Consider the following 12,902-nt stretch of genomic DNA (forward strand, 5'->3'; position numbering starts at 1 on the left):
CGGCGCATTTCGGGGGGCGCGGTGGACCGTGCCCAGTGCGCCCGGCTCACCTCAATGGCTCAGGTACCGGGCGCCCCGCCGCTCGTTGGTCGTCTTCGGACCGATCGATTCCCCGACGGCTCCGCTCGACGGATCCAAGGGGCCATCCGAACTGAGGAGATGTTCCAATGAAGCGCAGGACACTTGCCGCGGCGGTCGCCGCGCTGGCCCTGGCCGGTCTCGCCGGAACGACCCGGGCAGGCGCGGTTCCCGGCACGGTCTCCGGCGACGGCGGCAACCGCATCGGCACCCTGCGTGTCAACGGTGACGCCTTCGTCAAGGAGGGCGACCTCAGTGCCACGTGGGTCAAGGAGTCGGGCGACGTCAAGCAGATCACTCTCTCCGGCAACCGCATCGGTGTCGTCACCGGCGACGGGGTCGCGTGGGTGAAGGAGGGCGGCCTCAGCGCCACCTGGGTCAAGGAAGCCACGGACGTCAAGCAGATCGCGCTGTCCGGCAACCGCATCGGCGTCCTCAAGGACAACGGTGGCGCCTACGTGAAGGAGGGCGGCCTGAGCGCGACGTGGGTCAAGGAGTCCGACAAGGTCAAGGAGCTCGAACTGTCGGGCAACCGCATCGGTGTCGTCACCGGTGACGGGGTCGCGTGGGTCAAGGAGGGCGGTCTCGGCGCCAGCTGGGTACGCGAGTCCGACAACGCCATCGGCATCGACCTGGCCGGCAACCGCATCGGCGTCCTCGTCGGCAACGGTGTCGCCTGGGTGAAGGAGGGCGGTCTCAGCGCCTCCTGGGTGCGCGAGGCCGACGACGTCATCCAGCTCGAACTGTCGGGCAACCGCATCGGCATCCTGAAGGACAACGGCGAGGCCCACGTGAAGGAGGGCGGCCTCAGCGCCACCTGGGTCCACGAGTACAACCAGGCCATTCAGATCGCCCTGTCCGGCAACCGCATCGGCGTGGTCAAGGGAGACGGCGAAGCACGGGTCAAGGAGGGCGGCCTGAGCGCGACGTGGGTGCTGGAGGCCGACAACGTCACGGAGCTGGCTTCTTCCTGACTCCGCCGTCCGGCACGTGACCCGTGGGGCCCGCCGCGCCGCGCACCGGTGCCGACTTCGGTGTGCGGCGCGGTGTCGCCCGGGACGCACCGCCGGTCCAGAGAAAAACGCTGGTCAAAGCTTTGCCGTTCCATTACAAAGGGTGCCATGAGCACTTCTTCCTCCCCGCAGGCCGCCCAGAACCCCGGCCCCGTCGACCGCAAGTCCTTCGTCCGCACCACCCTGGATCTGGGAGACGTGGTGCTGCGCCCCTGGGCCCGGGAGGAAGCCGGATCGGAAGCCGTACTGGACGGCCTGGTGGCCGCCGGGACGGACCCGGACATCGCCCTCTGGAACCCCATCGCGATCACTGACCGGGACGCGGCCCGCGCATGGGTGGAGGCGCGCGACGGAGTGTGGGAACGCGGCGCGGCCGCCCCCTTCGCCGCCCTGGACGCCACCGACGGCACCCTGCTGGGCGGAGTCAACCTGCGCTGGGTCGACCGCGAGGACGGGCTGGCGATGATCGGCTACTGGCTGCTGCCGGCCGCCCGCGGGCGGGGCCTGGCGACCCGGGGAACCCGGGCGGTGACGAGCTGGGGCTTCGCGACGGCCGACGTCCGCCGCATCGAGATCGCCCACGCCGTCGGCAACGAGGCGTCCTGCCGGGTGGCCGACCGCTGCGGCTACCTCCCCGAGGGCACCCTGCGCGACTCCCACCGCTTCGGCGACGGCAAGTACCACGACGAGCACCTGCACGCCCGGCTGTCCACCGACCCGGAGCCCGAGGGGAAGTAGCCCGGACAGCGCCTCCGTATGCCGCTATCGGTGACGACAACTCCGTTGGGAATCAACCCACTTGTCGATTCATCGCTGATAGCGGCGTTCGTCTGGGAATCCCGGACGTCCTGATGGCGCAATGGTTTCCCCGGGAACCGGCAGCCCTCCTTCCGTACTCATAGGATCGACACGACTTCGGGGATACGGGGGGTGGTCGATCGTGGTGCGCGGCGGGCCGATACGCGGGTGGCGCGGGTACGGAGTCCTGGCGGCGGTACCACTGCTGCTGGTGACCGCGTGCGGCGGGGGCGGTGGAGGGGACGGGGACGCGGCGAAGAAGCGGCCGGGCGCCTCCCCGGCCGCCACCGGAAGAGAGAACCCCGACGCCACGGGCGAGCCCGTCATCGACGCCGACCCGGCACGGCTGCCCACCACGCGGAAAGCCGCCCTCGACCTCATCGACCAGGTCATCGCGGATCCCGAGAGCTTCGGCCCCGGGGTCGTCGCACGCACCCCGTACGAGAGCGGCCCGGACTCCTGGCCGGTGCTTGACGACGACTGCGTATGGCAGCAGGGCGATCCGGGCCGCGGGATCCTCGCCACCCTCACCCGCTCCTTCGAGGTGCCCGCCGCCAAGGGCAAGGGGCCGCTGCGGCTGGCCGCGATCGTGACCGTCCACCGCACGGACGACGGCGCGCGGTGGGAGATGGCCGAATCGATCGAGGAGTCGATGCGCTGCCCGACGCAGCAGTTGCGCCAGGGCGAGTTCATCGGCGGACTCGGCGCGGGAGCCCTGGGCCGGGGCGAGGCCAACCAGATCAACTCCGAGGACTCGCTGATGGAATCCGGCGAGTACCGCAGCACCGAACTCGGCGGCCCCCACCCGTACTTCTGGGAGCAGGACCAGATCCTCCGGTTCACCTTCGCCGTGACCGCCAAGGGCGCCAAGGGGTGGACGGACACCGAGATCGACGACCTCGGCGTCCAGGCGCAGAGCACCATGCTGATACGGCTGCACGAGGCCGTCGGGAAGAAGAAGGGCTGAGGGCGCATGGAGGAGCTGCGGGCCTCGGACCCGTCATGGATCGGCGGACACCGGCTGCTGGGGCGCCTCGGCGCCGGTGGCATGGGCGCCGTCTACCTCGGCCGGACCGCCGACGGGGCGCTGGCCGCCGTCAAGGTGATCCTGCCCGAACACGCCGGCGACGCCGACTTCCGGGTCCGCTTCCGCCGGGAGGCCGAGGCCGCGCGCCGGGTGGACAGCCCCTGGGCGGTACGGGTGACCGGCTCCGGCACGGAGGAAGAACGCCCCTGGCTGGCCACCGAGTTCGTACCCGGCCCCGCACTGTCCGAGGCGGTCGCCCGGTGCGGCCCGCTGCCCGCACGGAGCGTCCGGGTCCTCGGCCGGCTGCTGGCCCGCGCCCTGGCAGCGGTGCACGCGGCCGGGCTCGTCCACCGCGACGTCAAACCCGGCAACGTCCTGCTGGGCGCCGACGGGCCGCGGCTGATCGACTTCGGCGTCGCACGGGTCACCGACGCCACCGCGCTGACCGCCACGGACATGGTGGTCGGAACCCCCGGCTTCGTCGCGCCCGAACAGGCCACCGAGGGCGCCGCCGCCGTCGGGCCCGCCGGTGACGTCTTCTCGCTGGGCTGCCTCCTCGCGTACGCCGCGACCGGGCGACCGCCCTTCGGCAGCGGGGCCCTGGACGCCCTGCTCTACCGCACCGTCCACGGGGCGCCCGATCTCGACGGTATCGACGACCCCGAACTGCGCGCACTGCTCGGCGCCCTGCTCGACAAGGACCCGGCCGCCCGCCCCACCGCCGCCGCACTCGACGGACGGATCACCGAGGACGCCCCGGACGGTTCGATCGACTGGCTTCCCGAGGCCGTCGTACGGCTGATCGCCGACCGGTCCGCCGCGCTCCTGGCCCTGCCCGGCATCGACGCCACGGTCGCCGAAGACCCCGGGGCCCGAGCCCCCGCCCCGGCCCGGCGCGGGCTGCTCCTCCTCGCTGGCGCCGGAGCGGTGGCCGTCGCGGGCGGCGGTGCCTTCGCCGTGCGCGAGTGGCTGCGCGACGACGACACCGCCGGCTCCGGCGGGGCCGGCCCCCGGACCTGGGCCATTGGCGTGCAGGCCGACCTGTCCGGGCCCCGGGCGGCTGTCGGACGGGCCCAGGAACGCGGAGTGCGGCTCGCCGTCGACCGGTTCAACTCCCATACGGACAAGCCGTTCACGCTGCGGGTGAAGGTGATCGACGACCGGGGCACGACCGCCGAGGGCAAGCGCGCCGCCGAGCGGTTCACCCGGGACCGCGACGTGCTCGCCGTCGTCGGCCCCACCGACGAACCCGTCACCACCGCGGTGCTCGGAACCTACGACGAGGCGATGCTGCCGCTCGTCACCGTGTCGTCCCAGCAACTCACCTTCGCCGTACGATCCATGAGGTCCTTCTTCCAGGCAGTCCCCTCCGACGCCGCGCTGGCGTACCCGATCCGCAACCGGCTGGTGCTCCGGCCCGACGTGCAACGGCTCGGCGTGCTCCTCGACCGGGCGGGCGGCCAGTCCGCGTACCTGGCGAGCTACCTTCTGAATCGGATCGTCGTCGACACCACCGACGGGACCACCTACCCGCGCGTGGTGCCCGCCGGTACCCGTGACCTCGCCCCGGTCGTCGCCGACCTGCTCGCACACCGCAGCGACGCCTTCTTCCACGCCGGGGACCGGGCCGGGGCCGCCCGCGCCGCGCGGGCGCTCGCCGCCACCCCGTACAAGGGCCCCCGCATGGCGATGCACACCGTCATGGGCGCCCGCTTCCTGAAGGACGCCGGGGACGCCGCCGAGGGCTGGGAGTTCGTCTCGCCCTGTGTCGCCGAGACCGTCCCCGCCGCGAAGGAGTTCACCGCGGCGCACCGCAAGAAGTACGGCGGCGCCCCCGCCCCCTGGGCCGCCGAGGCGTACGACGCGGCCGGGCTGGTCCTCGCCGCCGTCACCGCCCTCGCCCGGAAGAACCGGCCACCCGCCCGGGCCGCCCTCGTCGCGAAGATCGCCGCCTCCTCGTACCAGGGCGTCTCCCGCGACTACGCCTTCGGCAAGGACAACCGGCTCAAGGGGATGACCGCCTACCTCTACGGAGTCCGCGACGGCGCGTTCCGCTACCTCGGCCCGGCCCCCCAGACCGAGAACTGACCGGGCATGCGACCGCTCACCCCGGACGACCCCCGGACCGTCGGCGAGTACCGGACCCTGGTGCGGCTCGGCGCGGGCGGCATGGGCGTGGTCTACCTGGCCCGTTCCCCCGGCGGGGCGCTGGCTGCGGTGAAGGTGATCCGCGCCGAGCACGCCACCGACCCCGGCTTCCGGGCCAGGTTCCGGCGTGAGGCCGAGGCCGCCCGCCGGGTCACCGGGCCCTGGGTGGTCCCGGTGACGGGCGCCGACGCCGAGGCCCGAGAACCCTGGCTCGCCACCGGGTTCGTCCCCGGCCCCTCGCTGGCCGAGGTCGTCGCCGCCGAGGGGCCGTTGCCGGTCACGGCCGTCCGAGCCCTCGGCGCCCGGCTGGCCGGCGCCCTCGTCGCCGTGCACGGGGCCGGTCTCGTCCACCGCGACGTCAAGCCCGGCAACATCCTCCTCGCACTCGACGGGCCCCGGCTCATCGACTTCGGCATCGCGCGCCACGAGGGCGCCACCGCCCTCACCGCGACCGACGCGGTGATCGGCACCCCCGGCTACCTCGCCCCCGAACAGGCGTCGGCGGGACCGCTCGGACCGGCCTGCGACATCTTCTCGCTGGGCTGCGTCCTGGCGTACGCGGCGACCGGGCGGCGCCCTTTCGGGGACGACGGGGCCGCGGCCGTGCTGTTCCGCACCGTGCACGAGCCACCGGATCTGCGTGGCCTGCCGCCCGAACTGTTCCCGCTCGTCGAGGCCTGCCTCGCCAAGGACCCGGCGGACCGGCCCACCGCACGCCAGGTCGAGGAACGGCTCGGCGGCACCGGGCACGCCCCCGCCCCCTCCTGGGCACCGCCGGGGCTGTCCGCCCTGATCGCCGAACGCTCCGCCACCGCCCTCGCGCTCCCCGTCCCCGTCCACACCATCGGCCTGCACGCCGACCTGACCGGCCCCGGCCGGGCGGTCGGCCTGGCGCACCGGCGCGGCATGCAGCTTGCCGTCGACGACCACAACGCCCGCGCCGGCATCACCTTCCGGATCGCCCTGCGCGCCGAGGACGACGCCGGGAACCCAGCCCGCGCCCTGCGCGTCGCCGACCGGCTGGCCGCCGACCCGAAGGTGCTGGCCGTCGTCGGCCCCACCGGGAACGTCGTCACCGAAGCCGTCGTCGAGCGCTACGAGCGGACCGACCTCGCCCAGACCGTCGTTTCGGCCCGGTCCACCACCGCCGAGCCGGCGGCGGTCAAGACGCTCTGTGTGCTCCGCCCCTTCGACGACGCACTGGCCATCGGCATCCTGCGCTACCTGTCCCAGGTCCGCCCGGCCCGGCGGCCGGCGATCGTGGAGGACGGTGCCGACCCCGAGGGCGCCTGGGCCATCGCGAGCACCTTCCGGGACACCCCGCCCGAGGGCGCGACGGTGACCGTGCACCCGGTCGCCGCGGAAACCGACGACTTCGGCCCGGTGGCCCGCGCGGTGGTCGCCGGGGGCGCGGACGCCGTCGTCCTCGCCTCGACGTCCCCTGCCCGGGGCGCCCGCTGCGCCGCCGCCCTGGCGGCCGCCGGGTTCACCGGAACCCGCGTGTCCACGGGGCCGGTCCTGGCGCCCGCCTTCCTCAGCGGTGCCCGGAAGGCCTCCGAGGGATGGGTGTTCGCCCAGGCGTACAGCGACCCGGCGGCGGTCCCGGCCGCGAAGGCGTTCACCGCCGCGTACCGGAAGCGCTTCGGCACCGCACCCGCCCGCTGGGCCGCCGAGGCGTACGACGCGGTCGGGCTGATCGCCCGCGCGGCCCGCACCACCAGCGCCACCGGGGCGGAGCGCGAAGGCATGACGCAGCGCCTCTTCCTGACCACCCACCCGGGCATCACCCGGACGCTGTCCTTCGACGCCGTCCGACGGGTGCGGTACAAGAACGGGATCTTCCTCTACCGGGTCGAGGACGGCCGGGCCCGCTTCCTGGGGCCGTACACGAAGGTCTGAAAGCGAGTTCCCGGCGTGAGGGCCTGAAGCGGATCTTCGGGCGCGCTTAAGAAAACCTCGATGGACCTGTGGCGCGGGGTGCGGCAGATTTCTCCGTGACGGCCGAGGATGGTGCGCGGCAGCCGATCGACGCGCGCTGCCGATGTGTCCCGTCCCTCTCGATCTTCCCCGGGCCGCAGGCTTCGTTCAGGTGAGCCCCCGGCCCGGGGTACTCAACGCCGCACCAGCGCAGGGAGCCACAGCCGTGAAGGCACTCGTGAAGCAGAAGGCCGAGCCGGGACTCTGGCTGATGGACGTGCCGGAGCCGGAGATCGGCCCCTCGGACGTACTGATCAAGGTGCTCCGCACCGGCATCTGCGGCACCGACCTGCACATCCGCAACTACGACGGCTGGGCCCAGCAGGCCGTACGCACCCCGCTCGTCCTCGGCCACGAGTTCGTCGGCGAGGTCGCGGAGACCGGCGCCGACGTCGTCGACATCAATGTCGGCGACCTGGTCAGCGGCGAGGGCCACCTGGTGTGCGGCAAGTGCCGCAACTGCCTGGCCGGCCGCCGCCACCTGTGCCGCTCCACGCTCGGGCTCGGCGTCGGCCGGGACGGGGCGTTCGCCGAGTACGTCGCGCTGCCCGCCTCCAACGTCTGGGTGCACCGGGTCCCCGTCGACCTCGACGTCGCCGCGATCTTCGACCCGTTCGGCAACGCCGTGCACACCGCGCTGTCGTTCCCGCTGGTCGGCGAGGACGTACTGATCACCGGCGCCGGACCGATCGGCATCATGGCCGCCGCCGTAGCCAAGCACGCGGGCGCCCGCAACGTCGTCATCACCGACGTCAGCGAGGCCCGCCTCGAACTGGCCCGGAAGGTCGGCGTCAGCCTCGCCCTGAACGTCGCCGGTGAGACCATCGCCGACGGCCAGAAGCACCTCGGACTGCGCGAGGGCTTCGACATCGGCCTGGAGATGTCCGGCCGGCCCGAGGCGATGCGCGACATGATCGCGAACATGACGCACGGCGGCCGGATCGCCATGCTCGGACTGCCGTCCGAGGAGTTCGCCGTCGACTGGGCGCGCATCGTGACCTCGATGATCACCGTCAAGGGCATCTACGGCCGCGAGATGTACGAGACCTGGTACGCCATGTCCGTACTGCTGGAGGGCGGCCTCGACCTCGCCCCCGTGATCACCGGCCGGTACGGCTACCGCGACTTCGAGGCGGCCTTCGACGACGCGGCGAGCGGCCGCGGCGGCAAGGTCATCCTCGACTGGACCTCCTGACCCGACGCCCTCGTGGCCGACGCCACCGTAGACAGCTGGGAGACACCCCTCATGTTCGACTCCGTACGCGACGACATGCGCACCACCCTCGAAGAGATCGAGGCCGCCGGACTGCACAAGCCCGAGCGCGTGATCGGCACCCCGCAGTCCGCGTCGGTCGCCGTCACCGCAGGCGGCCGCCCCGGTGAGGTGCTCAACTTCTGCGCCAACAACTACCTGGGCCTCGCCGACCACCCCGACGTGATCGCCGCCGCCCACCAGGCGCTGGACCGCTGGGGCTACGGCATGGCCTCGGTCCGCTTCATCTGCGGCACCCAGGAGGTCCACAAGGAACTGGAGCAGCGGCTCTCCACGTTCCTCGGCCAGGAGGACACGATCCTCTACTCCTCCTGCTTCGACGCCAACGGCGGTGTCTTCGAGACCGTCCTCGGCCCCGAGGACGCGGTCATCTCCGACGCCCTCAACCACGCCTCCATCATCGACGGCATCCGCCTCTCCAAGGCCAAGCGGTTCCGCTACGCCAACCGCGACATGGACGACCTGGAGAAGCAGCTCAAGGAGGCCTCCGGCGCCCGGCGCAGGCTCGTCGTCACCGACGGCGTGTTCTCCATGGACGGGTACGTCGCGCCGCTGCGCGAGATCTGCGACCTGGCCGAGCGCTACGACGCCATGGTCATGGTCGACGACTCGCACGCCGTCGGCTTCGTCGGACCCGGCGGCCGCGGCACGCCCGAGCTGCACGAGGTGATGGACCGGGTCGACATCATCACCGGCACCCTCGGCAAGGCGCTCGGCGGTGCGTCCGGCGGCTATGTCGCGGCCCGCGCCGAGATCGTCGCGCTGCTGCGCCAGCGCTCCCGCCCGTACCTCTTCTCCAACTCCCTCGCCCCGGTCATCGCGGCCGCCTCGCTCAAGGTCCTCGACCTGCTGGAGGCCGCCGGCGACCTGCGCGAGCAGCTCAACGCCAACACCGCGCTCTTCCGTACCCGGATGACCGAGGAGGGCTTCGACATCCTGCCCGGCGACCACGCCATCGCCCCCGTCATGATCGGGGACGCGGCGAAGGCAGGCCGGATGGCGGAACTCCTCCTGGAGCGCGGTGTGTACGTGATCGGGTTCTCCTACCCGGTCGTCCCGCAGGGCGCGGCCCGCATCCGCGTCCAGCTCTCCGCCGCGCACTCCACGGCCGACGTGAACCGCGCCGTCGACGCGTTCGTCGACGCGCGGGCCGCGCTGGGGGAGTAGCACCCGGAGCCCGGCCGGGAACCCCGGCCGGGCGAGGGTTCCCGCCGTGACCTGGGACAATGGGCACATGATCGATTCACGGCGGCTGCGCATCCTCCGTGCGGTGGCCGACCACCGCACGGTGACCGCCGCGGCCGCCGCGCTGTATCTCACCCCCTCCGCCGTCTCCCAGCAGCTCGCCGCGCTGGAGCAGGAGACCGGGCACCGGCTGGTCGAACGCGGCGCGCGCGGCGCCCGGCTCACCGCCGCCGGTGAGATCCTGCTGACCCACACCAACGCGGTGCTGGCCCAGCTGGAACGGGCCGAGGCGGAGCTCGCCGCCTACAGCGCGGGCGACGCGGGTACGGTCACCGTCGCCGCGTTCGCCACCGGCATCGGCCTGGTCCTCGCCCCCGCGATCGCCGCGCTGTCACGCACCGCGCCCGGCATCCGGGTCCGGGTCCAGGACGCCGAGGGCGACGCCAGCGTGCCGATGGTGCTCGACCGGCAGGTCGACGTGGCGGTCGCCGTCGAGTACCGGGGCGCCCCGGACGAGGACGACCGGCGGCTGACCCGGGTGCCGCTGTACTCCGAGCCGTTCGACGCGGTGCTGCCGGTCGGGCACCGGCTGGCCGACCGGGACCAGGTGGCGATCGCGGACCTGGAGAAGGACGCGTGGATCGGGCCGTACCCCGGAAACCCCTGCCACGACGTGGTGGTCCTGTCCTGCGAGTTCGCCGGCTTCCAGCCCAGGATGGAGCACTCCTCGGACGACTTCCGCGCGGTGGTCTCGCTGGCCGGGGCGGGCGCCGGGGTGGCGCTGGTGCCGCGGTCGGCGCTGCGGGGGATGGAGCTGGCCGGGGTGGTGTTGCGGCCGGTGGAGGGCAGTGCGCCGACCCGCCGGGTCTTCGCCGCGGTGCGGCAGGGGGCGTCGGCGCACCCGCTGATCGCCCCGGTGCTCGACGCGCTGGCCGCCGCGGCGGCACGGGAGGGGGCGCTGCCCCTGCCCGCGTCGCCGTGACACCGCGCCGCGAGCCGTACGGACCCTCGCGGACGCGGACGCGGACGTGGACGTGGCCGGGGGCCGGACCGGCGGGGCGTTCGCACGACCGGCGTTCGCACGTCCGGCGTTCGCACGTCCGGTGCTCTCCCGTCCGGTTTCTTCCCGTCCGGCGTCTTCACGTCCGGCGCCCGAGTGCGGAGCGCCCGCCCCCGGACCAGCCCGGCAACAACGCCCCCGCACCCGCCGCCACCGTCACGGCCAGTGCGAGCGTCCCGTACTGTGCCGGTGGCAGATACGGCACCGAACCGGTGAACGACACCGCGAACGCCAGCAGCGGGATCATCGCGACCACTGTGCCGATCGCCAGCCCGGCCACCGCCACCATCCCGGTCTCCAGCACCAGCACCCGCCGCACCTGACGGCGGCCCGCACCGACCGTCCGCAGCAGCCGGAGCTCGGCGCGGCGGCCCACCGTGATCAGGGACAGCGTGCTGACCACGGAGAGCAGCGCGAAGCCGCCGATCACCCCGACACCGATGACGACCATGGCGTCGTCCTGTTCCGAGGACGGCGGTGCGATCCGTACGTCGTCGGCCGTCGCGGGACGCACCTGGGCACCCGGGTACGCGGCGAGGGCGCGTCGTACGGCCGGGGCCGCCCCGCCGTCCGCCGAGCGGACCAGGATCCGCTGGTCGCGCGGGACCGATACATGCCCGGCCAGCGCCTCGCGGGGCAGCATGAACTCGCCCAGTCCCAGGGCCCGTTCGTACAGTGCGACCACCCGCAGCCGTACCTCGGCGCCGTCGCCGAGACGGAGCTCCACCGAGTCGCCGACACCCACGTCGAGATCGGCGGCCCGGTCCTTGCCGACCGCGACCGTGCCCCTGCCCGTGAGGTCCGCCGGATCGCCCGCCGTGATGTGCGGGTCGAGCGTGCCGGCCAGCTGGTCCGCCGTCACACCCAGCACGGGGAACCGGTCCAGCTTCGGATCGCCCATCTCGCGGTGGGCGAGTACGACACCGGAGCGCAGCACCCCGGTCGCCGCCGCCACTCCCGGGGCCTCGCGCACCGCCCGCGCCGCACCGGCCGGCAGTCCGCCGGCCGGCCCCGTCACCACCAGGTCGGCCCGGAGCGCGGCAGCGGCCTGCCGGTCGGCGGCCCGCTCCAGCGTCGAGCCTGCCGTCAGCTGCACACAGACGAACGCCACCACCAGCACGATCGGGGTGATTGCCGCACCGAGGCGCCGATGGTGCGCGGCGGCGGACCTGTCGGCGAGGAAGCCCGAGACCCCGCCGGCCCGCCGCAGCGGTGTGCCCAGCACCCGCGTCGCCCCCCGGGCGATCCACGGGCCGAGCAGTGCCACCGCGATGATCAGCGAGGTCGCCGCGCCCGACGCGGCCACCGCTGCGGCCTGCCCGCCCTGCGCCGTCGCCGCCCCGGCCGCGCTCACCCCCGCCAGGGCCAGCACCGCCCCGGCGACCGTACGGACCCGTCCCGGCTCGCCCGGCTCCGGCGCACCGGCCGCCCCCAGCGCGGCGGCGGGGCGCAGCTCAGTGACGGCCCTGGACGCGAGGACCGCCACCGGACGGGCGGCGAGCGCGACGAGCACCCCGGCCGTGACTGTCGCGGCCGGCGGCAGCCACACCGGTACCGGCAACGGCAGCGGGTCCGTCGTCAGCAGCGACCGCATCAGCAGCCCCAGCGGTACGGCCCCGACCGCGCCGAGCACCGCAGCGGCCCCGGCCACCCGGCTCACCTCACGGCCGACGGCCGACCTGAGCTGCCTCGGCGTCGCCCCCACGGCACGCAGCAGCGCCAGTTCGCCGGAGCGCTGGTGGACCGCCTGGGAGATCGTGGTGGCGATCACCAGGAGCGCCACCATGAAGACGGTTCCCGTGATGGAGCCGAGCAGCGGCAGCAGTTCGTTGCGGGCGCCCAGCGCGTCCGGATGCTCGGCCTGTCCGCGCTCCGCGCCGGTGAGCACTCGGACCTCACGGTCGCCGCGGGCCCGGTCGGGCAGCGCCGCCTTGAGCGATGCCCGCAGCGCGTCCGCGGAGACGCCGTCCTCGGCGAGGACACCGATCGCGTCGACCGTACCGGGGTGTCCGGCCACGGCGGCGAGGTGGTGTTCGGTGAGGAAGACGGCGGGGGACCTGTCCCGGTGATCGGCGCCGGCGATCCCACTGACGGTGTACGACCGGGGAGCACCGTCAAATTGCAATGTCACATGCGAACCGATCCCGCTCCCGGTGGCGGCCGCCAGCGCACCGTCGATCACCACCTCACCGGCGGTCCGGGGCGCGTGTCCGTCCGTCAGCCGGTACGCGGTGAGCGCGGCGGCCGCCCAGGAACGGCCGACGGCAACGGCCGTGTCCGCCCCGGCACCACCGCTCCCGGTGACGGTGACAGGGACGGGGACGGGGACGGGGACGGGAGGTG

Annotated in this window: 9 protein-coding genes; 8 read left to right on the plus strand and 1 reads right to left on the minus strand. The window is 73.7% G+C overall.

Translation table 11 applies throughout. The features are described from left to right. Positions 1–167: 167 nt before the first annotated feature. The 8 genes from AADR41_RS29140 (at position 168) to AADR41_RS29175 (ending at position 10,481) form a co-directional block, all read left to right on the plus strand. Entirely contained in the window at positions 168–1,052 is an 885-nt protein-coding gene (locus AADR41_RS29140; protein WP_342284385.1) for a peptidase S1, read from the plus strand. 147 nt (positions 1,053–1,199) lie between these two features. Next, a complete protein-coding gene (locus AADR41_RS29145; protein ID WP_342284386.1) occupies positions 1,200–1,829 on the plus strand; it encodes a GNAT family N-acetyltransferase in 630 nt (209 codons plus the stop codon). Positions 1,830–2,031: 202 nt separating this feature from the next. Next, a complete protein-coding gene (locus AADR41_RS29150) occupies positions 2,032–2,856 on the plus strand; it encodes a hypothetical protein (protein WP_342284388.1) in 825 nt (274 codons plus the stop codon). Positions 2,857–2,862: 6 nt separating this feature from the next. Further along, positions 2,863–5,004, plus strand: coding sequence for a bifunctional serine/threonine-protein kinase/ABC transporter substrate-binding protein (locus tag AADR41_RS29155; protein ID WP_342284389.1), 2,142 nt, complete (start codon positions 2,863–2,865; stop codon positions 5,002–5,004). Positions 5,005–5,010: 6 nt separating this feature from the next. Continuing rightward, entirely contained in the window at positions 5,011–6,963 is a 1,953-nt protein-coding gene (locus tag AADR41_RS29160; RefSeq protein WP_342284391.1) for a bifunctional serine/threonine-protein kinase/ABC transporter substrate-binding protein, read from the plus strand. 244 nt (positions 6,964–7,207) lie between these two features. Continuing rightward, the gene (gene tdh, locus AADR41_RS29165) at positions 7,208–8,236 is read left to right on the plus strand and encodes an L-threonine 3-dehydrogenase (RefSeq protein ID WP_342284393.1); all 1,029 of its coding nucleotides are present in this window, start codon (positions 7,208–7,210) and stop codon (positions 8,234–8,236) included. Between the two features lie 51 nt (positions 8,237–8,287). Next, complete coding sequence (locus AADR41_RS29170) at positions 8,288–9,481, plus strand: glycine C-acetyltransferase (RefSeq protein ID WP_342284394.1); 1,194 nt, start codon at positions 8,288–8,290, stop codon at positions 9,479–9,481. Positions 9,482–9,548: 67 nt separating this feature from the next. Beyond that, on the plus strand, positions 9,549–10,481 hold the full coding sequence (locus tag AADR41_RS29175) for a LysR family transcriptional regulator (protein ID WP_342284396.1): 933 nt from the start codon (positions 9,549–9,551) through the stop codon (positions 10,479–10,481). Between the two features lie 157 nt (positions 10,482–10,638). On the opposite strand, the gene AADR41_RS29180 is transcribed toward AADR41_RS29175, so the two are convergent. Then, positions 10,639–12,902, minus strand: a 2,264-nt coding sequence (locus AADR41_RS29180; protein ID WP_342284398.1) for an ABC transporter permease, incomplete at its 5' end; no start/stop codon positions are given.

The sequence above is a fragment of the Streptomyces sp. CLV115 genome (genome assembly GCF_038448545.1).
In the GTDB taxonomy this organism is placed as follows: Bacteria; Actinomycetota; Actinomycetes; order Streptomycetales; family Streptomycetaceae; genus Streptomyces; species Streptomyces sanglieri.